Below are 22,953 nucleotides of genomic sequence, written 5' to 3'. Positions count from 1 at the left end.
CGATGGCTGAAGAAAAACGTCAGTATCTCTTTCCAGATGAAGAGGGCGGCGAACATCTTTTCGAAGAATGGTACCGTTACTCGAGTGAACGTACAGGAAAAACCTATCTGTTTCTTGAAATGATCGGTAACCCTGACGAAGGAGCAGATGATCTGATCATCTGTGAGATCGATGAATATGGAGAAGGCGAAGATGATTTCGAATTGAGCCTGATCGATGAAAATGATGAGCAAACTTGGGATGAACTCGAGCTTGCGTTAAAGGAGCGGATCACTGATGCAACAGAATGAACCAACACGTTACGTAATTCCGGACGGCGAAGGAAATGATTTCGAATTCGTAGAACGTCTGCGTTATGAAAGCCCACGTTCGAGCAAGACATACATCTTCCTCGAGCCAATCGGAGCAGACTATGACGAAGCAGAAGAAGTCGACATCTTCGTTTACGAACTCGACGAATACGGTGATGGAGATAACGACTTCAACCTCGTACCAATCGATGAAGACGATACAGCGACTTGGGATGAAATCGAAGAAGTCTTTAACACGCTCGAAGACCAGTTAGACTAACCCGACTCATGACAGGTGACGTCGTAAGAGACTTTCTCTTACGATGTCACCTTGTTTTAAGAGAAGAAGGAGGAACCGATGGAGAACGAATGGAAGCAAAATGCTGAAATCGAAAAAAGGCGACGCCGGACATCACGCCGGATTACGCTAATCATCCTTTCTGTATTGTTGACGATTTTTCTAGTTGCCAGTGCGGTCGTCTATGTCTTTTTGAAAAATGCGCTTGAACCAGTCGATGAAACAGCGACGAAATCCGTCAAAGTCGAAATTCCTTTAGGAGCAGGGACGAGTTCGATTGCTTCTTTACTAAAGGAAAAAGACTTGATCGCAAACGAGACGATTTTCCGTTACTACGTCCGTTACAAGAATGAATCGTCATTCCAGGCGGGTACGTATACACTGTCACAAGCCATGTCCCCGGATGAAATCATCAATGAATTAAAGACGGGAACGGTCATGAAGGCAGCGGATGTGAAAATCACGTTACCTGAAGGCATCACGATGGATCGTCAAATTGCTTTGATCGCGAAAGCAACGAACTTCAAGGAAGAGACGGTCCGTAAAGAATTGACGGATGCGACATTCATCGACAGCATGATTGAAAAATATCCGATGTTGACGGATGAAGTGAAGAAGAATGGTGTCCTGTATGCACTTGAAGGGTACCTCTTCCCAGCAACGTATGAGTTTGATAAAGGAAAAAGCATTGATCAAATCGTCGAGACGATGCTCGATGAAACAGAAAAAGTCTACGATGAGAATGAGGATGCCATTCAAAAGTCTGGCATGACCTTCCATGAAGTACTCAGTCTCGGTTCCATGGTCGAGCGTGAAGCGGCGACAGCAGATGATCGTCGTGAAATCGCTGGTGTCTTCAAAAATCGATTGGATGACGGTATGAAGTTACAGTCGGATCCAACGGTTTGGTATGGCACAGGTGAAAATACGGCCTTAACGACGCTAAAGGATCTCGAGAACAATTCGAAGTACAATACGTACAAGTACGAAGGGATTCCGATTGGTCCGATTTCAACGGTCAGTAAGGATTCGGTACTTGCCGTGTTAAATCCGAATAAAACGAAATATGTCTATTTCTTCGCCCGTCCACCAAGTGATAAACATCCACGAGGACAGATTCTATACGAAGAGACATATGAAGAACATCAACGAAACGTCGTTAAGTATAAGCCGGAATGGGTGGAATACGAAGCGAGTAAAGAGCAATGAGCAACGGGTTGGGTTGAAGCGGGAAGTTCGCTTCAAGTCAACCTGTTTATGCGGAAGAGGGAGTGAATGGCGTGAATGATTTCACGACCTATGTCGAATCAATGATTCATCCTCGAGATGCTCTGTTAGAAGAAATGGAGCGTTATGCGGAAGAAAATCATATACCAATCATCGAACTGACAGGTTCCGAAGTCTTGTTATCGCTCCTGCGGTTACAACAACCGAAGCGCATTCTAGAAGTCGGAACCGCAATCGGATATAGTGCGATTCGGATGGCGCGTGCGCTACCGGATGCGCGGATTACGACGATTGAACGAAATGCGAAGCGGTATGAAGAAGCAAAAACCTTCATCGCCCGGTCAGATGTGGCGGACCGGATTGACATCATTTTCGGTGATGCAGTAGAATTAGCCGAAACGCTTGAAGACCAGTTCGATGCGGTCTTCATTGATGCCGCTAAAGGACAGTATAAAAAATTCTTTGCAGGATATGGGCGACTCATTCCTGAGGGCGGCGTGCTCTATACGGATAATCTCTTCTTACACGGAGATGTCCTCGAGTCTGATCCGAAGACATTCGATCGAAGAAGACGTCGACTCGTGCGTCTCGTCAAGGAATTCACGGTCTGGATGATGGAACAAGAACAATACGATACGACGATTTTTCCGCTCGGTGACGGTGTATCCGTCAGTAGGAAAAAGTCGAAATGATGGAGGAACGAATGACATGCAAAAACCGGTAGTAATTGGTGTGGCGGGCGGAACGGGTTCAGGGAAGACGACGGTGGCACGTTCACTCGTCGATGCGTTCCCAAGTGAATCAATCGTCATGATTGAGCAGGACGCGTATTATAAAGATCAAAGCGATTTATCAATGGAGGAGCGGTATCAGACAAACTATGATCACCCGTTCGCTTTTGATAATGGTCTGTTGATCGAGCACATTCAGTCGCTCCGTGAAAACATTGCCGTTGAAAAACCGGTATATGATTATGTCGCCCACACACGGGCACAAGAAACGATTCGTCTCGAACCACGCGATGTCATCATCGTAGAAGGAATTTTAGCGCTTGAAGACGAACGGTTACGGGAACTAATGGATATCAAGGTGTTCGTCGATACGGATGCGGACGTTCGCATTCTGCGTCGGATGCAACGCGATATCAACGAACGTGGACGTTCAATCGACTCAGTCGTTGAGCAGTACACGAACGTCGTTCGTCCGATGCATCTGCAGTTCTGTGAACCAACAAAACGGTATGCGGACATCATCGTACCGGAAGGCGGCGAGAATCATGTCGCTATCGATTTACTCGTGACGAAGATTCGAGCGATTCTTGATTATCGTTCAGCACTCGATCAAAGAGGATATTGATTCCAAAAAAGATGTGAATATACTATACTAGTGGAATAAAAAGGAGCGTGACAAAAATGGCAGAAAAGCAATACTACATGACGCTTGAAGGTAAAGCGAACATTGAAAATGAATTGAATGAATTGAAGTCAGTCCGCCGGAAAGAAGTCGTCGAGAACATCAAGATCGCCCGTTCGTTCGGTGACCTTTCAGAGAACGCAGAATACGATTCAGCAAAAGAAGAGCAAGCGATGGTCGAAGGCCGAATCGCTCAACTTGAAGAGATGCTTCGTAATGTTGCCATCATCTCAGAAGAAGAGAAAGATATCTCGGTTGTCGGTATCGGAACGACGGTCACTTTCTTAAGTGTTGAAGATAACGAAGAAGATACGTACACGATCGTCGGTAGTGCCGAAGCAGATCCGTTCACTGGTAAAATCTCGAACGAATCACCAATCGCGAAAAGTTTAATGGGGCACCAAGTCGGAGATCAAGTCTCTGTACCAGCACCAGGCGGCGAATACGCAGTAAAAATTACATCGATCAAATAAAGAACACAGGAGCCGGAGCAATCCGGCTTTCTGTTTGATGGAGGAATGAATTATGCCAATCGCAATCATCGGCGCAATGGAAGAGGAAGTTAACTTATTGCGTAATGAGTTATCAGAACGTAAAGATACAGTCATCGCAAACTATCATTTTTACGAAGGGCTTTTAAATAGCGTTCCTGTCGTCATCTTGAAGTCAGGAATCGGGAAAGTGAACGCTGCGATCGGGACGACATTATTGCTAGACCACTACAAACCAAGTGCTGTCATCAATACGGGCTCAGCAGGTGGATTCAAGGAAGGCTTAACGGTCGGGGATGTCGTCGTCTCAACAGAAGTACGTCACCACGACGTCGACGTGACGGCATTTGGATACGAATATGGTCAGGTACCTGGAATGCCAGCTGCCTATCAAGCAGATCCGAAGCTTGTTGCGACGGCAGAAGCCGTCATCGAGCGGATGGATGCGATTCGCGTCGTTCATGGATTGATTGCGACAGGCGATTCATTCATCCACGATTCAGAGCGCTCTGCTCAAATCAAGGCGCACTTCCCAGAAGTCGCAGCCGTCGAGATGGAAGCAGCACCAATCGCACAGGTCTGTCATCAGTTCGGTGTTCCGTTTGTCGTAACGCGTTCGATTTCAGATAGCGCCAATGAAGAAGCGTCACTCTCGTTTGATGAATTCCTCGAGATTGCGTCAATCAATTCCGCTAAAATGGTCATGGAAGTCGTACGGACGTTAGCAGAATGAGGTATGGGGGAAGGGCACGGGAGACCATGCTCTTCCTTTTTTCTTTGACAAAAGCATATTAACGCTTTATATTAGTACCAGATACTAATAACAAAAGGGGATGCCTTATGAAGATCGGGATTGTAGGATTAGGAACGTCTTTGCCGTCACGGCGCGTGACGAACGATGAATTAGCAACGACGCTCGATACGAGCGATGAATGGATTCGGACACGGACAGGAATCGGGGCACGACGGATTGCAGCCGATGATGTGGATGTCACTGACTTAGCGACAGAAGCTGCTCAGAAAGCGCTTGATGATGCTGGATTGACAGTAGAGGACATCGGGTTGATTGTCGTCGGAACGGCAACAGGACGGGCGTTTCCATCTACTGCCTGTATCGTTCAAGAGCGTCTTGGAGCACGAGGAGCGACTGCATTCGATATTAGTGCGGCATGTAGTGGTTTCATCTTTGCATTACAAACAGCTGCTAGCATGTTAGCAACAGTCGAAGGAAAACATGCGCTCGTCATCGGTGCTGAAAAAATGTCGAGTATCGTCGACTGGTCAGACCGGTCAACTGCCATCTTATTTGGAGACGGTGCAGGGGCAGTCGTCATCGGACCAACTGAGCAAGCGGGGCTTAATGCTTTTGAACTCGGGACAGACGGACGTGGCGCTCATCTGTTGTTTAAGGACATCGATGGACCAATCGAGATGAATGGTCGTGAAGTCTTTAAGTTCGCCGTTCGTAAATTACCGGAAATCGTTGAAAAAGTCATTCAAAAAGCGGATAGTACGCTCGAAGACATCGATATCTTGATTCCGCATCAAGCAAACCTGCGAATTATCGATGCAGCGTGCGAACGACTGCATATACCACAAGAGAAAGTCATCGTCACCATCGATGAGCATGCGAATACATCGGCTGCTTCGATCCCACTTGCACTCGAAGAAGCACGTCAACAAGGACGCCTGACACCAGGTACGAAACTTGTACTTGCTGGATTCGGTGCCGGATTGACTTGGGGAGCAGCATACATTACTTGGACTAAAGGAGAGAACACATAAGATGATGAGAAAACGCGTTGTAGTCACAGGAATCGGAGCACTGACACCAATCGGGAATGATGCCAATACATTCTGGGAAGCATTAAAAGAAGGAACGAACGGAATTCGACCGATGGAGCGTCTCGATATCGATGAGTATCCGACGAAGGTCACTGGCGAATTGCAGAACTTCGATGTGACAGAATTCATCGAGGCAAAAGAAGCACGTAAGATGGACCGCTTCGTTCATTACTCACTCGTTGCAAGTATGGAAGCTGTAAAAGATGCTGAAATTGATATCAAGTCGATTGCTGAACGTGCAGGTGTCTGGATTGGATCAGGGATCGGTGGCGTGGAGACAATCGAGAAACAAGCAAAAATTTACTTCGAGCGTGGACACCGTCGTGTCAGCCCGTTCTTCATTCCGATGATGATTCCGAACATGGCAAGCGGTCAGGTATCGATCTATACCGGAGCCAAGGGGCCGAATAATTGTTCTGTCACAGCATGTGCTTCAGGAACGAATGCCATCGGGGAAGCACTTCGTGTCATCGAACGAGGCGATGCAGATGTCATGATCGCTGGTGGAGCGGAAGCGCCAATCACGAACTTAGCGTTTGCTGGTTTTTGTTCCAACAAAGCGATGTCAACGAATCACGATCCTGAGACAGCAAGCCGTCCGTTTGACGAAGGACGTGATGGATTCGTCATGGGAGAAGGGGCAGGCATCTTGATTCTTGAAGAGTACGAGCATGCGGTAGCACGTGGCGCAAAAATCTATGCTGAAGTCAGTGGGTATGGATTAACAGCTGACGCCTACCACATCACAGCTCCAGATCCAGATGGAGACGGTGGAGCGCGTGCGATGGCAATGGCAATCCAAGATGCAGGTATCGCACCAGAAGCAGTCGGATACATCAATGCACACGGAACGAGCACACCGATGAACGACATTCTTGAAACAAAAGCAATCCATAGTGTCTTCGGTGAACAGGCAAAACAACTTGTCGTCAACTCGACGAAATCGATGATTGGTCACTTACTTGGTGGCGCTGGTGGCGTCGAGGCGATTGCGACGATCAAATCGTTACAAGAACAAACCGTTCACCCAACGATTCATCTCAAACAGCCGAGTGAAGGCTGTGATCTTGATTACGTGACGGAAGGTGCACGGAGCGTTAAATTGAATTACGCCCTGAGCAATTCGCTTGGGTTCGGTGGACACAACGCATCACTCGTCTTCAAACGTTACGAAGCTTAAGCTTAAGCGATTCCCTTGGAAAAACGAGGGGGTCGCTTTTTTACTGATTTTCTGATTCAATAAAGAAATGCGTGTTTGACGCAGAAAGGAGTCGTTTATGACTAACATCACAAGAAAAACATCAATCATGATACTGATCCTATTTTTATTGATTGGTCTCAGTGGTACGCTCATATACCGTCTATCATCATCTCAAAAGACGAAAACAGATCAGGAGTCACAAGCAGTGAAGGTTGAATTAATTGAATCATCACTTCCGAAGACATCCGATATTGCGTTAGCGACGGATAGCCGTTCTCAGACGCTATTGGCACAACTTTATGAAGGATTATATGTTTTTACTTCTGGGACATCCGTCCGTAGAGGATTGGCTCAGGATATGTCAGTCTCAAAAGATCGTCTGACGTATACGATTCAACTCAAACAAACGAAAAATGCGCAGGGGCAGCCGATCACGGCACAAGACTTTGTCGATAGTTTCCGACGTGTCGCAGCTAATAAAACAAATTCTCCTTATGGTTTTTTATTTGAAGTGTTTGAAAATGGACGTGCCGTCAATGACGGAAAAATGAAGCCAGAGCGTTTAGGTGTAAAGGCGAAAGGACGCGATCAACTTGTCATCACGCTGAATCAGCCGGTTTCGAATCTAAAAGAATTACTCGCGATGTCCGTCTTTTATCCACAACCCGAATCCAAGAAGTGGCAAGACCTCACGGGTAATGGTGCGTTTACACTAGAACAGATGTCTAAAAACGGATATACGCTTAAGAAAAACAACCAGTATCATCAACAAAATGTTGTCACAGTCGAGGAAGTGAAAAGCCGCATCATCTCTGATCATCAGACGCAATGGAGTACGTATGAGAACAGTAAAGCAGCGATTCTTCCGTTACAAGAGAGTGTCGAGACACAAGAAGATCAAGTCTCTCGACCAACCTATCAAAAAAAGCGGAGCGGTGTCTTTTATATCGCATTTAATCAAAAAAATGAAGCCTTCCGCGAAAAGACACTCCGAAAACGAATTGCTTACGCCTTGATGGAAAAAGAGTCCGTTCAACTTCCTTTAGGATATGCAGGCATTCCGACGAATCGATTCGTCGTCACAGATACGAATGTATTAATGACAGAACCGGTACAAGTAAAAAAAGAAAATGGTAAACAACAGAAGAAACAACGAATCGAGATGCTGAACTTCGAGGACCCACAGGCGAAGCGGATTGGCCAACAACTTGAGACGTATCTTGAGAGACAGTTGCCTGATATTGATATCGTTCTTAAACCCGTTGGGATTGAAGAGAAGATCGATAAAGAACAGTCGGCTCAGTATGCGATGACGTTAACGGGATGGATGCCGGATTATCCAGGTCCACTTGCATATTTGAACCAGTTCGTCTCAGATAATCCGTTGAATTCCGTAAACTATCAATCCGACACGTACGATCAACTGATCGAAAAAGCACGGCAGGTACGAGATATGAAGAAAAAACAAGCATTGTATCATCAAGCTGAAAGGCAGTTGATCAATCAAGATGCCGTCATCGTTCCTTTGTATCAGACGACAGAGAAATTATATGTTTCTGATACGATTCAAGGAATCGAAGTACCGATTTATGGACCGGAATACCTACTTCGTGCAATGAAAATTCTAAAATAATCACTGAGCTGGGACCATTTTTTCATGAGGTCCCAGTCTTTTTTGAAAAAATATTTAGAAAAATCGGATAAAAGGTTTGCAAAATTATCAGAACATTGTAAACTATTTGTAACGAAGGGTTTGATTCGAATATAGTAATTCTTTTTTTTTCGGTCAAAAACCTGACAGTATCATTTTTAGAAACCTAGGGGGGTCATCGTAACATGAAGAAGAAAAGTTTTGCTTTAGCTACTTCAGTAGCTCTCGTATCAAGTGCGTTCCTCGCAGCTTGTTCGACAACGGATTCAGGCGACAAATCGGGCGACACTGGTTCAGACAAAAAATCTAGTGATCAAACACTTAACTTGATCGAAGGTTCGGATATCCCGACACTTAACCCGACGACTTCTACAGATGCAGTTTCATTCAACGTGCTGAACAACACGATGGAAGGTCTTTACCGTCTTGATGACAAGCAGCAGCCAACACCAGGTATCGCTGAGAGTCATGAAGTATCAGAAGACAAAAAGACATACACGTTCAAATTACGTGATGCGAAGTGGTCTGACGGTACTCCAATCACAGCTAAAGACTTCGAATATGCATGGAAAGAAGTTCTTAATCCAGAGAACGCTTCACAGTATGCATACGTCTTCTACAACATCGAAGGTGCAGAAGAGTACAATACGAAAAAAGGCGAGCGTGATGCTGTCGGCGTCAAAGCAATCGACGACAAAACGTTCGAAGTTAAGTTAAAAGCACCTGCAGATTACTTCCTCGGACTCACTGGATTCGGACCATTCATGCCGAAATCAGAAGAACTCTCGAAGAAAATCGGAAAAGACTTCGGTTCGACTGCAGACAAAGCGCTCTATAACGGACCATTCAAATTAACAGAGTGGACACGTGAGCAAGGCTGGAAAATGGTCAAAAACGATAACTACTGGGATAAAGATGCCGTTAAACTTAAAACGATCAACGTTAAGGTCGTTAAAGAAGTTGCAACTGGTGTTAACCTTTACGAAAAAGGTGACATCGATCGCACAGGTTTAACATCTGAGTTCGTTGCCCAGTTCAAAGATAATAAAGAATTCAAAACAAAAGGCGAATCAACAATCTTCTACCTCTACCTCAACACGAAGGTAAAAGCGCTTGATAACGAAAAAATCCGTCGCGCAATCGACATGGGTTACGATAAAAAAGGGATCACAGATGTCATCCTCGCAAACGGATCACTTCCAGCGAACTATCTCGTACCAAAAGATTTCGCGAAAGATGCTGACGGAAAAGACTTCCGTGATAAGTATCCAGCATTCAACGAATACAATGCAGACGAAGCGAAAAAACTCTGGGAAGAGGGACTTAAGGAAATCGGTCAAAAATCGGTTGATCTTGAACTCTTGAACTACGATAGCGACGATGCTAAGAAAATCGGTGAGTTCTTGAAAGGTGAACTTGAGAAAAACCTTCCAGGTATGAAGGTCACAATCAAACAACAACCATTCAAAAACAAACTTGATCTTGAAAACAAAGGGGACTTCCAGTTTTCATTCGCGGGCTGGGGACCTGACTACCAAGATCCAATGACGTTCCTCGATCTCTTCTTGACAGACGGACCATACAACCGTGGTAAGTGGTCAAATGAAGAGTTTGATAAACTCATCAAAGATGCTCAAACACAAACAGATGCAGCAAAACGCTGGTCTGAATTGCAAGAAGCTGAGAAAATCCTTCTCGACTCTGCAGCGATCTCACCTGTTTATCAGCGTGGACGTGCATTCCTCGTTAAACCATACGTCAAAGGTGTCGTCGAGCATAACTTCGGCGCAGACTTCTCGTACAAATGGGCTTCGATCGAAGGAAAATAAGCAAAATAAAAACTGCTTCCGATTTAATTCGGAAGCAGTTTTTTGTTTGAAAATATCAAAAAAGATCGGAGCATTCCGATCTCTTTTGGAAGAAGACTTATTTTTTTACCTTAGCACGTTTCCGTTGTAAACCCATTGCCTTCTCGATTTTCGCGATCTTTTTAGCAGCAACGGCTTCAGCACGGTCACGCCCAGCGTCAAGAATCTGATCGAGTTCTTCAGAATCAATCAATTCATAGTAGCGTTGTTGAATCGGTTCAAGTTCCGAAATGATAGCTTCCGCGACATCTGCTTTAAATGTTCCGTAGTTTGAACCTTCGTATTTGGTTTCGAGATCAGGAATCGAGATGCCAGCGAGTAAAGAGTAGATCTCAAGCAAATTCGATACACCTGGTTTATTTTCCCGATCGAATTTGACGATACCTTCCGAGTCCGTGACGGCTGACTTCACTTTTTTACGAATGACATCTGGTGCGTCAAGCATCGAGATGAAGCCCTTCGGATTCTGATCAGATTTTGACATCTTTTTGTCTGGCGTCGTCAGGCTCATGATTCGTGCTCCTGACTCAGCGATGATTGGTTCTGGTAATGTGAACGTCTCATAGTAACGACTATTAAAACGTTGAGCCAAGTCACGCGTTAACTCAATATGTTGTTTTTGATCATCACCGACTGGAACGAGTTCCGCATCATAGAGTAGGATATCAGCTGCCATGAGTGTTGGATAGACAAACAATCCTGCACCAATTCGGTCTTTTCCTTGTGATTTATCTTTATACTGTGTCATACGCTCGAGCTCACCCATCCCGGAGAGACACGTCAACATCCAGCCGAGTTGTGCATGCGCTTTGACTTCTGATTGAACAAAGATTGTTGATTTTTCTGGATTCAGACCACTTGCGATATAAAGTGCAGCAAGGGCGCGTGTATTGTTCATCAGTTCGACACGATCGATATCGACCGTGATCGAGTGCAAGTCAACGACACAATAATACGCATCATGACCATCCTGTAAATTCACGAAGTGTTTCATCGCACCTAAGTAATTTCCGAGTGTTACTGTTCCCGTTGGTTTGATACCTGAGAAAATCGTTTTCATAATGAAATCCCTCCAAATAATAAAATCAAAATAAAAAACGCCCCTTGAAAATCAAGGGACGATTCATCGCGTTGCCACCCAAGTTGCTATTCGCATAGCCGCTCAATTTGCTGTAATGGGCAAACCCATCTGACTCTACTTGATTCGAATCAGCCACTCGAAAGTCCATTCACGTAGGCATCACCTGTCCATTTCCAGCACCATGGACTCTCTGAAAGGGATGTACCTAAGTTACTACTCTTTGTCGTCGTGTTTTCTTGTTTAATTCACTTAAGTTTACCATACGATAGAAGGTACGTCACGGTGATTTCGATTAAAAGTAAGAGATGATCAGCGATACGATGATGAAGATAATACCACTAGAAACATAGGGTTTCGTTCGGGCAGAAGCCCGGTTTTGCTTTTTACGGAGGACTTCTTCCTCTTCGTCATCATCTTCGTAGTAATCGCCATCAATTTCTCGAAGCTTCGCTTCCCGTTGTTTTTTAAATCCGGCTGTCATGCCACGGAAGAAGCCGTTAGCCGACATGTTGGAAAAGAATCCGATTGCCATAAGCAAAAAGCCTCCAATGAATAATCCACCAGATAGATGGTACAAAATACCGTGCGTCGAATCGGTGATAGTCGCCCATATCGTATAAAGTAAGACTAGAATGACCGCAATGATGACCGGTCGGAAATAGGTCGATCGCATGAAAATCCCCCTTAAATGCATTGATAACCTTAGTATACGAAATTTTTAATCCTGTTACGAATCGGTAACAAACGAATGATGCAAAATAGCAAATAGTGTGACTATTTACTTGACGTTAATGCTATTCTCACATAAAATCAATTTATCACTTCGTTTAAGTTTTTGAAACTAGGTCAATGCATTTTGGGGAATACATTGCAGTTTCGACGGGACGTTATTGATGTCATAGGCATTATGGCAACTTGGAAATTGAAAAGGAGATGACTTACCGATGAAGAAAAAAACAGTCGGTCTCGCATTATCAGTCATGCTTGCAGGAAGCGCAGTGCTTGCTGGATGTTCGACAGGTGGCGGAGACAGTGATTCAGGTTCTACAGACGGAAAGAAAAATCTACGCTTAACAGACTCTTCGGATATCACGACAGTGGATCCAGCGAAAGCTACGGATTCTGTTGCTTTCAACATGATCGGGAATACGATGGAAGGTCTTTACCGTCTCGATAAAGACGGCAAAGCGATTCCAGCACTTGCAGAAAAAACAGATATCTCAAGTGATAACTTGACGTATACGTTCACACTTCGTGATTCAAAATGGTCTGATGGTTCACCCGTCAAAGCACAAGATTTCGAATTCGCTTGGAAACGTGCTGCTGATCCGAAAACAGCATCTAGTTACTCGTACATCTTTGACACGTTAAAAAACGGCGCTGATGTTACACAGGGTAAAAAAGCTGTCGACGAACTCGGTGTTAAAGCACTTGACGACAAAACGTTAGAAGTAAAACTTGAGCGTCCAGCGCCGTATTTCCTTTCACTGACATCGTTTGGTACGTACTCACCGATCAGTGAAGACTTCTACAAAAAGAATGAAAAAGACTTCTCGCTCAAACCAGATAAATTACTCTATAACGGTCCTTTCGTTTGGGAATCTTGGAAAACGGATTCAAAACGAGTGCTGAAGAAAAACGATAACTACTGGGATAAAGACGCTGTCAAACTCGACGAAGTTACGGTCAGTGTCGTCAAGGATACGTCAACAGTAGTAAACCTCTATGATTCAAATGATATCGATTACGCTGGTTTGACTTCAGAGCAAGTTGAAGCTTACAAATCGAAGCCTGAATTCAAGACAGCTCTTCGTTCTTCAATCGCTTATTTGAAGTTCAATAACGAAGATGCAACGATGAAAAATGTTGATGCACGTAAAGCAATTGCTCGTGCCATCAATCCAAAAGGAATCACAGATACGCTTCTTGCGAACGGTTCGATTCCAACAACAAGCTTCATTCCAAAAGAATTCATCAAAGATGCGTCTGGTAAAGACTATACGAGCGACATCAACTGGTTTGACCGTGATGGAAAAGAAGCAGCAGATCTTTGGAAAAAAGCAAACGGCGATAAGAAAACGACGATTGAACTTCTTTCATTCGACAATGAAGATGCGAAGAAGATCAGTGAGTACATGAAAGGTCAAATCGAGAAAAATCTTCCGAACGTCACTGTTTCAATCAAACAACAACCGTTCAAGAATAAACTCGACCTTGAAACAAAAGGCGACTACCAGGTTTCATACTCACTTTGGGGCCCGGATTATCAGGATCCAATGTCTAACCTTTCTATCTTCGAATCAACGAATAGCCAAAACGACGTCAAGTACAAGTCTGCAGCTTATGATAAATTGTTGAACGCAGCGAATGAAGAGTCTGACTTAAACAAACGTCTCGATCTCTTCAAACAAGCGGAAGCACAATTGATTGAGAAAGATCAAGCCATCGCGCCAATCTATCAAGCTGGTTCTGCATACTTGAGCCGTCCGACGGTTAAAGATTTCAACCGTCAAGTGTTCGGAGCAGATTTCCAATACAAATACGTTGATATTAAGTAATCGAGAATGGGAGCGTCCCCTGATCAGTTCGGGTACGCTCCTGTTTTATACTACTTTTTATGAATGGAAACTCATTTTTATCGAAAATGTGAAAGTTTCGTAAAAAAGTAGTTCTAATTACTTTGTTAGCAAAGTATAATGGAATCAAACGAAAAATTCTGACTATTGGATGAAATTAGAAAAACATCCAAGCGAACATCAAATCAAAGCACAATAAAAAAAGAATTTTTAAATTTTTATGACAAAATTCTTGAATGTTCCGACAATTGTGGGTCATACTGATTTTATTGATGTTTCGAAAAAAACAGAAAATCTTTATAGGGGGTGCCATCTTATGGGCCGTTATTTAGCTCAACGCCTGGTTTACGGCGTACTGACGTTTTTACTCATCGCTTCGTTCACTTTCTTCCTGATGGATCTGCTACCAGGTTCACCGTTCCAAAACCAGGAGAAACTTTCTCCTGAACAGTTGAACATCCTTCGGGATAAGTACAACTTGAATGATCCACTGCCACAACGCTATGCAGCGTATATGGTTAACTTGTTCCAAGGAGATCTCGGTATTTCATTCAAATATGATAGCCGTCCGGTAACGGATTTAATCTCTGAACGAATTGGACCATCGGCTCAATTAGGAGTTCAAGCATTAGTACTCGGAGTACTGTTAGGACTCGTCTTAGGTGTTGTCGCGGCACTTCGTCACAACACAGTGATCGATTACGGTGCGATGTTCGTATCGGTTATCGGAATCTCGGTACCGTCCTTCGTATTCGCCTCACTCCTTCAATACTATGTTGGCGTGAAATGGGGCGTTTTGCCAGTCGCGTTCTGGGAAAGCCCGGCGCATACCATCTTGCCGACCATATCGTTATCACTTGGGGTTACAGCCTCAATTGCTCGATTCGTCCGAACAGAGATGCTAGAAGTTACGAACCAGGATTATGTCACGTTAGCTAAAGCAAAAGGCCTAGATGGTCAGTCGATTACTTGGAAACACATGGTTCGGAACGCCTTGATTCCTGCGATCACGATTCTTGGACCAATGACTGCCGCGTTAATTACAGGAACACTCGTCATTGAGCGGATTTTCTCTGTTCCTGGTCTTGGTGAACTCTTCGTATCATCAATCACACAAAATGACTACACAGTCATCATGGGTACGACGTTGTTCTTCTCAGCAGTCTTCATTCTCATGATTTTGATCGTCGATTTGCTGTACGGTGTCGTTGATCCACGGATCCGTTTGGGGGGTAACAAATAATGGCTGAACAAAATTCAAATGCAAAAGCAGAACAGTTTGATTCATCGCTGTTCCAACACGTTGAGTTCAATGAACAAGCAGGGGAACGTCTTGCTGGTAAAAGTTTAAACTTCTGGCAAGATGCTTGGATGCGTCTACGCAAGAACAAAGCGGCAATTCTCTCACTTGCTGTCATCATCATCATCGCAATCATGTCATTGGTCGGACCTGTGTTGTCTGGTAATGACCCTTATACCCAAACAATCACACAAGCTAAACTTCCACCTAAAGTTACTGGTTTAGAGTGGGCTGGTTTTGACGGTATGGCGACACTTGGTGATACGCCGATTGATTTTTATAAACAAAAACAAGTGACGGAGAACTTCTGGTTCGGAACGGACCACCTTGGTCGTGATCTTTGGTCACGTGTCTGGGAAGGAACGAAGATCTCGTTGTTCATCGGTTTGATGGCAGCACTCATCGATGTTCTCGTTGGTGTCACATACGGCGGAATTTCTGCTTATTACGGTGGGCGTGTCGATAACATCATGCAACGGATTGCTGAAATTTTAACAGGTGTACCAAACTTAATCTTGATCATCTTGTTCATCTTGATTCTTGAACCAGGGATCACGACGATCATCCTTGCGATGACGATTACCGGCTGGATCGGGATGAGCCGACTTGTTCGTGGTCAAATCCTGAAACTAAAGAACCAAGAATTCGTTCTTGCAGCACGGACACTTGGTGCTTCTAGCGCACGATTGATCTTTAAACACTTGATTCCAAATACCTTGGGAACGATCATCATCTCACTTATGTTCACGATTCCAAGTGCGATCTTCTTCGAAGCGTTCTTAAGCTTCATCGGTTTAGGACTTGCACCACCACAACCGTCACTCGGTACATTGATCAACGAAGGGTACAAAGAACTCAAAACGTTCCCATTCTTGCTCGTTGTTCCATCGACGGTCATCGTACTCCTCATGGTCAGCTTCAATATGTTGGCAGATGGACTGCGTGATGCGTTCGACCCACGTTTACGACGCTAACGGAAACTAGAGAGGAGCTCATTCACAATGGAAACTATTTTATCTGTTCGCGACCTGAATGTCGCTTTCCATACGTATGCCGGGACGGTACAAGCCGTCCGCGGTGTATCGTTTGATTTGAAAAAAGGCGAGACACTCGCAATCGTTGGTGAGTCTGGTTCTGGTAAATCGGTTACTTCAAAAGCGATCATGCGTTTGATTCCAAACCCACCAGGTGAAATCACACAAGGTGAAATCTTATTTGAAGGTCGTGACCTCGTTAAGCTTTCGGATAAAGAAATGCAAAAAGTCCGCGGTCGTGATATCGCAATGATTTTCCAAGATCCGATGACATCACTTAACCCGACGATGACGATTTATAAACAAATCGCTGAAGGATTAAAACGTCACCAAGGCTTAACAGGCGACGCAGCGAAAAAGCGTACACTCGAACTTTTGACACTCGTAGGAATTCCGAATCCAGAAGCGCGTCTGAAACAATATCCGCACCAATTATCGGGTGGGATGCGTCAACGGATCGTCATCGCAATCGCGCTTGCATGTAATCCGAAAGTGTTGATTGCCGATGAGCCGACGACTGCACTCGATGTTACGATTCAAGCTCAGATCCTTGAGTTATTGAAAGACATTCAGCAAAAAACGGGTACAGCAATCATCTTCATTACGCACGACTTAGGTGTCGTAGCGAACATGGCTGACCGTGTAGCCGTCATGTATGCTGGTAAATTGATTGAAAAAGGTACAGTAGATGAGATCTTCTATGAGCCGCGTCATCCATATACTTGGGGACTACTAGGTTCAATGCCACGTCCATCTGATGACCGTTCACAAGATCTTCCTGCGATTCCAGGAACTCCACCGAACTTGATGCATCCACCAGTCGGTGATGCGTTTGCACCGCGTAACAAATATGCGATGAAGATTGATTTCGAGAAAGAACCACCTTTCTTCAAAATCTCAGATACACACGAAGCGGCGACGTGGTTGCTACATCCACAAGCTCCATACGTCGAACCACCTGCTGCAATCCGTGACTTGGCGTTAAAATACCGTCCGGACAGCGTGTTCTCAAAATCGCTTCTGAAAGGCGGTCTGAAATAATGGAAAACCGTAATAAATTACTTGAAGTAAAAAACTTGAAGCAACATTTCAATATTGGACGTGGACGCGTCGTTAAAGCGGTTGATGGACTTTCATTTGATATCTACGAAGGCGAAGTACTTGGCCTCGTTGGAGAGTCAGGCTGTGGTAAGTCTACGACTGGTCGCTCGATCATTGGTTTATACGAAGCGACAGACGGCGAAGTCATCTTCAAAGGTGAAAACGTTCATGGTAAGAAATCACGTAAAGACAAATTGAAATTCAACCGTGCAATGCAAATGATCTTCCAAGATCCGTATGCATCGTTAAATCCACGGATGACGGTTGGTGATATCATCGCTGAAGGAATCGATATTCATGGTTTAGCAAACTCAAAAGAAGAGCGCAATAACCGTGTATATGATTTGCTTGAGACTGTTGGTTTGACGAAAGAACACGCGAGTCGTTACCCGCACGAGTTCTCAGGTGGTCAGCGTCAACGGATTGGTATCGCACGCGCACTTGCTGTAGAGCCGGACTTCATCATTGCGGATGAGCCGATTTCAGCACTCGACGTATCGATTCAAGCCCAAGTCGTCAACTTGATGAAAAAACTGCAACGTGATCGCAGTTTGACATACTTGTTCATCGCCCATGATTTATCGATGGTTAAGTATATCTCAGACCGGATTGGTGTTATGTATCAGGGTCACCTCGTTGAATTGTGTGATGCGGATCGTCTGTATGAGAATCCTGTTCATGCTTATACGAAGTCACTTTTATCTGCGATTCCGCTTCCGGATCCAGAGCACGAGCGGACACGTAAACGGATTATCTTTGATCGTCCGACGAGTGGACCGGTTGGGAAATCGGATGAAGATTCGAGCATTCCACCACTTCGTGAAATCGAGCCAGGTCACTTCGTTTCGATGACGGATGCAGAACTTGAAGCGTACCAAGCGCAACTCGTATAATCGTTAAAGCAAAAAGGCATTTCCACGTTGATCGTGGAAATGCCTTTTAATTTTCTGATGCGATACGCGGTAGATGAGCAAATCGATGGACGACTGCATCGATTGCATCAAGACGACGCATGGCTTCTTCAAAGTCAATTTTTTCGTAATGATGGAGTCCGCCCGGCTGTTCTTCCAGCGTATCCGCATCATGGACAAGTTGTTGAAGAGGTGTTCGATTGATCGCACCTGGTGGAAGATAAGAATCCGTATGCAAAAGAACAGCGAGAGCAATTTCTTTTGCACGTGCTGGTTCTTCACCAAGGCGAATCAATAGTTTGTGAGCACGTTCAGCTCCTTTAATGGCATGAATATCATTTTGGCGATATAAATCATAGTTCCAAGTGCCATCGGTATACCATTCGTAATGACCGATATCATGTAAGAGTGCTGCCTTCGTAGCAGTGTCAGCATCTAAGCCGCGTTTCGTAGCAAGCGTCAGTGCGCGTTCCGCTACTGAAATCGCATGATTCAAGCCAGAACGAGATAAATATTTTTGAGCGATCGGATGATCGAGAATCGTGACAAGTGTTAATGCCATGAATGAAAAACTCCTTTCTGAGCGTTGATATTTCTATACACTCTACAGAAATTTGAAAGAAATTGCAACTGTTTTTCATTCCTCAATCGACAATCTCACATATTTAATTGCTTAAAGTAGGAATAGATTTTTGAGATACGTGGTATACTTACTAATGTAGAAGATGATTATTTTGCTTTCGTATGGTTGTTAGTTCTGTTTCGGGCCGATTGGGGTGTCGGAATATGAAAGAACGTGACAAGAAGAAAAAGCTGAAGAAGCGCCTTTTGCGGGATATTTTAGAGAAAAAACTGAAAGAAATGAAACTTCCTAAAGCAAAAGAGACGATTTCTCAGCCATTTGATCACACGCCAGCTTGTTAAAGCCACGTGGTGGCTTTAACAAGCTTTTTTACGAAAAGTTCTTTCATCTTTATAAAAAAGCTAGGTTTTCTGCTTTATTAGATGTAAACTGTCAAGTAATAGAACCATCATCAATATCTGCTTATTCACATAGGTATTGAATGATGTTAAATCAGGGGGAGGATGTTTTTCAATGGTAACACTCTATACTTCACCAAGTTGTACTTCTTGTCGGAAAGCACGCGCGTGGCTTGAAGAACATGAAATCCCGTTCGTTGAACGTAATATCTTTTCAGAACCATTATCGCTCGATGAAATCAAACAGATTCTTCGTATGACGGAAGATGGAACGGACGAGATTATCTCAACACGTTCAAAAGTCTTCTCGAAACTCGATGTTTCCGTTGAAAACTTATCGTTGCAGCATCTATACGATTTGATTCAAGAATATCCGGGATTATTGCGTCGCCCAATCTTGATTGATGAAAAACGCCTTCAAGTGGGATACAACGAGGATGAAATCCGTCGATTCTTACCGCGCAAGGTGCGTACATTCCAACTTTTGGAAGCGCAGCGTCTCGTAAACGAGTAATTTTAAAAAGCACGCTGCTTCGTGAGCAGTGTGCTTTTTGTTACCGATAAAAAAGGTTAAAATAAAGATAACAAAGGAATAGAAATATATCCTTCGGATTCAAAACTATGAATCCAAGTCATGTCCTCGTTCGTATTCTAGATAAGGAACGAGAAGAAAGGAGTGGACAGTTTGAAAATCGAACGCGTCAATGACAATACGGTCAAGTTCTTCATCACGTACACCGACATCGAACGCCGTGGTTTTGCCCGAGATGAGATTTGGTATAACCGGGAACGGGGAGAACAGTTATTCTGGCAGATGATGGACGAAGCGAATGAAAAAGAGTCCATCTCCTTCGAAGGTCCACTATGGATACAAGTGCAAGCATTTGAAAAAGGTCTTGAAGTCACTGTAACGATCGCGAAAAATGCAGTTGATGGTGAGCAAGTCGATGAAGACGAACTCGATTCACTTTTACGATCAGCGATGTCTGAGACAGAAGATAAAGATACAGAGTTAAGCCAAGATGTTTTATTTGAAACTCGCGATTTCGAACATATCATCGCGCTCAGCCAATATGCGAATGCTCCTGTATTCGCAGAACTTGAAACAGCGCTTTATCAAAAAGATGGACTCTATTTACTGCATGTTCATTTCGAAGATGATGTGAACGTAGAAGCGCAAGAAAACGTCATGAGTTTAATCGCAGAGTATCTCCAGTTCAGCGAACAAACGATACATCCTGTAGCTGAATACGGGAAACAGATCATTGCTTCAGATGTCTTTCCGTTCATTCGGAAACATTTTCCGAACTAAGGTCAGAAAAAGTGCGAGGAAAAGGAGGATCACATATCGTGATACCTCCTTTTGTTCTGGTATTAAGTGAGGGTATAGCCTCCATCTACGATGAGCGCTTGACCGTTGATGTAACTCGCTTTGTTTGATAGTAAGAAACAAACGACCTCAGCGATTTCAGAAGGTTGTGCAGGCTCGCCTCGAAGATGATGTTTCATTGCGAGGTCAAATTTATCTTTCCCGCCATATAAGGCATGACTGAGCGCTGTATCGACTGGTCCCGGGCAAATAGCATTAAATCGGTACTTACCATGGAAGCGGGCGGCGTATGTCTTTGTTAGCGTCAGTAAAGCACTTTTAGACGAAGCGTAAGGCAGTAGCATTGCTGGAAACTTAACATGACCTACGATTGCGCTATTATTGACGATGGAAGCACCTTTTGAAAAGCGTTTCGTCGCGAGCTGGATGATTCGTTCGGGTGCGTGATAGTTCACTTGGAATACTTCTTTTTGTTGATCGGAAACACGTTCAGGTGCAACGGGTTTACCGAAAGTACCTGCATTGTTGAAAATACCATCGATTTCTGGGAAATCTTCTTGTGTTTCTTCAAAGAACGCATCGATTGCAGAGGAATCAGTTAAGTCGACAGGGAAGAAATATAAACGTCCTTCTCCATTTGCTTCAAGCGAGGATCCTTTTTCTTCATTACGACCAATCGCAAGGACAGTATGTCCCTCCCGGATGAGTTGAAGGGCAGTTGCCTCACCAATTCCACTTGTTGCACCAGTAATGATATACGTACCCATTTAAACGCTTCCTTTCTGTCATCAGTTTAAATACAATTAGTACTACTTACATAAAAGGAGGGGGATTCATGCTACGACGTGTACAACTTCTCATGACCCTCATCTTGACCATCGGCTTGATTGCCTTTTTATCCTACTATTGGAGTGTCTATATGGTAGGTTGGCTGTCCATCGTCATCATCTTGGTCGTCATGAGCGTGTTTGTCATCATTCTACTCGAAAATCGAAACCCAGAACGAACGCTCGTCTGGGCACTCGTCATGATGGCATTGCCTGTCGTTGGCGTGTTCGTGTATTTCACATTTGGTCAGAACTACCGCCGAAAACGAATGTTTCGACTGAAGGCAATGCTTGATGAAGAGTCTTACATTAAGTATCGTACCCAGTTTAAGGCAGGGGTACACCAATCAGTGTTCCAAGAAGGGCGTTATGGAAAAGTTGTGACACTTATCGATTCAATCAGCCGCCTTCCGATTTCGTATAATACACATACAAGAATCTTGACGAATGGTCAGGAAAAGTTTCCGATTCTTTTAGAAGAGATTCGTCAAGCACAGCATCATATTCATTTGGAGTACTATATCGTACGCGATGATCAACTTGCGCTTCAACTACAGGAAGCGTTGATTGAAAAGGCTAAGCAAGGAATCGAGGTCCGCTTTCTTTATGATGCCGTCGGTTGTTTTTCGACGGATAAACATTATTTCAAGAAGATGCAGGCAGCTGGTGTTGAGGTTCGTGCGTTTTTCCCCGTCGTCTTACCGTTTATTTCGAGTAAATCAAACTACCGGAATCATCGGAAAATCGTCGTCATCGATGGAACGGTTGCATTTACGGGTGGAATAAACATTGGCGACGAGTATATCGGTCGTGATCAACATTTTGGTTTTTGGCGTGATACCCATCTTCTCGTAAGGGGAGAGGCTGTCTCTGAACTCCAACTGATTTTTTTGCAAGACTGGTATTACATGACGGGTGAACGGCTGTTTACACCGTTTTACATGGAGCCACTTGAGTACGTTGAAGAAGCAACAGGAGGTGTTCAAATCATTGCGAGCGGTCCTGATGAGCCATATGAGGCAATGAAATCACTTTACTTCGGGCTCATCACGGAAGCGCGTGAATCGGTCTATATTGCTTCCCCGTATTTGATACCGGACGAAGATCTCATGACAGCGCTGAAGACAGCTGCAATGGCAGGGATTGACGTCCGTATTCTACTACCGAGCTTCCCGGACCATAAAATCGTATTTTATGCGAGCCGTTCTTATTTTGATGATTTGCTACAAGCTGGTGTAAAAATTTACGAGTACAATAAAGGGTTCATGCACTCGAAAGTTATCGTCGTTGATGACGCCATCGCAACGATTGGGACAGCGAACATGGATTTACGTAGTTTTCATTTGAATTTCGAAGTGAATGCTTTCTTATATGGAACGAACTCTGTCCATGAACTGACACGTGATTTTTATGAAGATTTTAGCCATTCGACACAAGTTGATGCTGATATGTTCCATCGGCGTCCATTACGCCGTCGATTAATTGAATCGATTTCACGTTTATTCTCACCGTTACTTTAGTAAAAGGG

Annotated in this window: 24 protein-coding genes and 1 other annotated feature; of the genes, 20 read left to right on the top strand and 4 right to left on the bottom strand. The window is 44.2% G+C overall.

The window, feature by feature from the left end:
• The first annotated feature begins 2 nt into the window (after positions 1-2).
• From B3G15_RS09770 to B3G15_RS09720, 11 genes are all read left to right on the top strand, one after another.
• Positions 3-290 carry a DUF1292 domain-containing protein gene (locus B3G15_RS09770; RefSeq protein ID WP_023468909.1) on the top strand — a complete coding sequence of 96 codons (288 nt, stop codon included), beginning with the start codon at positions 3-5 and terminating at the stop codon, positions 288-290.
• Complete coding sequence (locus tag B3G15_RS09765; protein WP_023468908.1) at positions 277-570, top strand: DUF1292 domain-containing protein; 294 nt, start codon at positions 277-279, stop codon at positions 568-570. The genes B3G15_RS09770 and B3G15_RS09765 overlap by 14 nt, the downstream gene beginning before the upstream one ends.
• Positions 571-648: 78 nt before the next feature.
• Complete coding sequence (gene mltG / locus B3G15_RS09760; RefSeq protein WP_149427657.1) at positions 649-1,797, top strand: endolytic transglycosylase MltG; 1,149 nt, start codon at positions 649-651, stop codon at positions 1,795-1,797.
• Between the two features lie 71 nt (positions 1,798-1,868).
• The gene (locus tag B3G15_RS09755; RefSeq protein ID WP_081834729.1) at positions 1,869-2,507 is read left to right on the top strand and encodes an O-methyltransferase; all 639 of its coding nucleotides are present in this window, start codon (positions 1,869-1,871) and stop codon (positions 2,505-2,507) included.
• Positions 2,508-2,523: 16 nt separating this feature from the next.
• Positions 2,524-3,171, top strand: a complete 648-nt coding sequence (udk, locus tag B3G15_RS09750) for a uridine kinase (RefSeq protein WP_023468905.1) — start codon at positions 2,524-2,526, stop codon at positions 3,169-3,171.
• A 56-nt stretch (positions 3,172-3,227) separates the two neighbouring features.
• A complete protein-coding gene (gene greA, locus B3G15_RS09745) occupies positions 3,228-3,701 on the top strand; it encodes a transcription elongation factor GreA (RefSeq protein WP_029342224.1) in 474 nt (157 codons plus the stop codon).
• Positions 3,702-3,753: 52 nt separating this feature from the next.
• Positions 3,754-4,452, top strand: a complete 699-nt coding sequence (gene mtnN / locus B3G15_RS09740; RefSeq protein ID WP_023468903.1) for a 5'-methylthioadenosine/S-adenosylhomocysteine nucleosidase — start codon at positions 3,754-3,756, stop codon at positions 4,450-4,452.
• Between the two features lie 107 nt (positions 4,453-4,559).
• On the top strand, positions 4,560-5,504 hold the full coding sequence (locus tag B3G15_RS09735; RefSeq protein ID WP_050677578.1) for a beta-ketoacyl-ACP synthase III: 945 nt from the start codon (positions 4,560-4,562) through the stop codon (positions 5,502-5,504).
• A gap of 1 nt (position 5,505) precedes the next feature.
• The gene (fabF, locus tag B3G15_RS09730) at positions 5,506-6,744 is read left to right on the top strand and encodes a beta-ketoacyl-ACP synthase II (RefSeq protein WP_214859660.1); all 1,239 of its coding nucleotides are present in this window, start codon (positions 5,506-5,508) and stop codon (positions 6,742-6,744) included.
• Positions 6,745-6,841: 97 nt separating this feature from the next.
• Positions 6,842-8,398, top strand: a complete 1,557-nt coding sequence (locus B3G15_RS09725) for a peptide ABC transporter substrate-binding protein (RefSeq protein ID WP_214859662.1) — start codon at positions 6,842-6,844, stop codon at positions 8,396-8,398.
• 203 nt (positions 8,399-8,601) lie between these two features.
• On the top strand, positions 8,602-10,245 hold the full coding sequence (locus B3G15_RS09720) for a peptide ABC transporter substrate-binding protein (protein WP_214859664.1): 1,644 nt from the start codon (positions 8,602-8,604) through the stop codon (positions 10,243-10,245).
• A gap of 97 nt (positions 10,246-10,342) precedes the next feature.
• Here B3G15_RS09720 and trpS read toward each other — a convergent pair whose 3' ends face one another.
• Positions 10,343-11,344, bottom strand: a complete 1,002-nt coding sequence (gene trpS, locus B3G15_RS09715) for a tryptophan--tRNA ligase (RefSeq protein WP_149427655.1) — start codon at positions 11,342-11,344, stop codon at positions 10,343-10,345.
• Between the two features lie 51 nt (positions 11,345-11,395).
• Positions 11,396-11,601: a binding site (T-box leader), on the bottom strand.
• Positions 11,602-11,657: 56 nt separating this feature from the next.
• Positions 11,658-12,038 carry a DUF3899 domain-containing protein gene (locus B3G15_RS09710; protein ID WP_029342197.1) on the bottom strand — a complete coding sequence of 127 codons (381 nt, stop codon included), beginning with the start codon at positions 12,036-12,038 and terminating at the stop codon, positions 11,658-11,660.
• A gap of 271 nt (positions 12,039-12,309) precedes the next feature.
• On the opposite strand from B3G15_RS09710, the gene B3G15_RS09705 reads away from it, so the two are divergent.
• The 5 genes from B3G15_RS09705 to B3G15_RS09685 all read left to right on the top strand — a co-directional run bounded on the left by B3G15_RS09705 (position 12,310) and on the right by B3G15_RS09685 (position 18,269).
• On the top strand, positions 12,310-13,923 hold the full coding sequence (locus B3G15_RS09705) for a peptide ABC transporter substrate-binding protein (RefSeq protein WP_290720416.1): 1,614 nt from the start codon (positions 12,310-12,312) through the stop codon (positions 13,921-13,923).
• A 334-nt stretch (positions 13,924-14,257) separates the two neighbouring features.
• Positions 14,258-15,184 (top strand): oligopeptide ABC transporter permease, encoded by a 927-nt coding sequence (gene opp3b / locus B3G15_RS09700; protein ID WP_029342199.1) that lies wholly within the window; start codon positions 14,258-14,260, stop codon positions 15,182-15,184.
• On the top strand, positions 15,184-16,215 hold the full coding sequence (gene opp3C / locus B3G15_RS09695) for an oligopeptide ABC transporter permease (RefSeq protein WP_290720412.1): 1,032 nt from the start codon (positions 15,184-15,186) through the stop codon (positions 16,213-16,215). The genes opp3b and opp3C overlap by 1 nt, the downstream gene beginning before the upstream one ends.
• 27 nt (positions 16,216-16,242) lie before the next feature.
• Positions 16,243-17,316 (top strand): ABC transporter ATP-binding protein, encoded by a 1,074-nt coding sequence (locus B3G15_RS09690; protein WP_029342201.1) that lies wholly within the window; start codon positions 16,243-16,245, stop codon positions 17,314-17,316.
• Positions 17,316-18,269, top strand: a complete 954-nt coding sequence (locus tag B3G15_RS09685; RefSeq protein ID WP_029342202.1) for an ABC transporter ATP-binding protein — start codon at positions 17,316-17,318, stop codon at positions 18,267-18,269. Before B3G15_RS09690 ends, B3G15_RS09685 begins: the two co-directional genes overlap by 1 nt.
• A gap of 46 nt (positions 18,270-18,315) precedes the next feature.
• Here the strand turns inward: B3G15_RS09685 and B3G15_RS09680 are convergent, their stop codons facing one another.
• Positions 18,316-18,849, bottom strand: a complete 534-nt coding sequence (locus B3G15_RS09680) for an HD domain-containing protein (protein WP_029342203.1) — start codon at positions 18,847-18,849, stop codon at positions 18,316-18,318.
• 224 nt (positions 18,850-19,073) lie between these two features.
• Here B3G15_RS09680 and B3G15_RS09675 point away from each other — a divergent pair, with 224 nt between their 5' ends.
• From B3G15_RS09675 to mecA, 3 genes are all read left to right on the top strand, one after another.
• Complete coding sequence (locus B3G15_RS09675) at positions 19,074-19,211, top strand: hypothetical protein (protein ID WP_023468890.1); 138 nt, start codon at positions 19,074-19,076, stop codon at positions 19,209-19,211.
• Between the two features lie 172 nt (positions 19,212-19,383).
• Positions 19,384-19,782 carry a transcriptional regulator SpxA gene (gene spxA / locus B3G15_RS09670; RefSeq protein ID WP_012370920.1) on the top strand — a complete coding sequence of 133 codons (399 nt, stop codon included), beginning with the start codon at positions 19,384-19,386 and terminating at the stop codon, positions 19,780-19,782.
• Positions 19,783-19,953: 171 nt separating this feature from the next.
• On the top strand, positions 19,954-20,580 hold the full coding sequence (gene mecA, locus B3G15_RS09665; protein WP_023468889.1) for an adaptor protein MecA: 627 nt from the start codon (positions 19,954-19,956) through the stop codon (positions 20,578-20,580).
• Positions 20,581-20,642: 62 nt separating this feature from the next.
• Here the strand turns inward: mecA and B3G15_RS09660 are convergent, their stop codons facing one another.
• Complete coding sequence (locus B3G15_RS09660) at positions 20,643-21,365, bottom strand: SDR family NAD(P)-dependent oxidoreductase (RefSeq protein ID WP_064299581.1); 723 nt, start codon at positions 21,363-21,365, stop codon at positions 20,643-20,645.
• A gap of 68 nt (positions 21,366-21,433) precedes the next feature.
• Between B3G15_RS09660 and cls the strand changes: the two genes are divergently transcribed.
• Positions 21,434-22,945 carry a cardiolipin synthase gene (cls, locus tag B3G15_RS09655; RefSeq protein WP_214858073.1) on the top strand — a complete coding sequence of 504 codons (1,512 nt, stop codon included), beginning with the start codon at positions 21,434-21,436 and terminating at the stop codon, positions 22,943-22,945.
• Positions 22,946-22,953: the final 8 nt, after the last annotated feature.

The sequence above is a fragment of the Exiguobacterium sp. UBA1053 genome (assembly GCF_002316465.1).
Taxonomy (GTDB): Bacteria; Bacillota; Bacilli; order Exiguobacteriales; family Exiguobacteriaceae; genus Exiguobacterium_A; species Exiguobacterium_A abrahamii.
The sequence above is the reverse complement of the archived record's forward strand: the minus strand, read 5'-3'. Positions and strand labels throughout refer to the sequence as shown.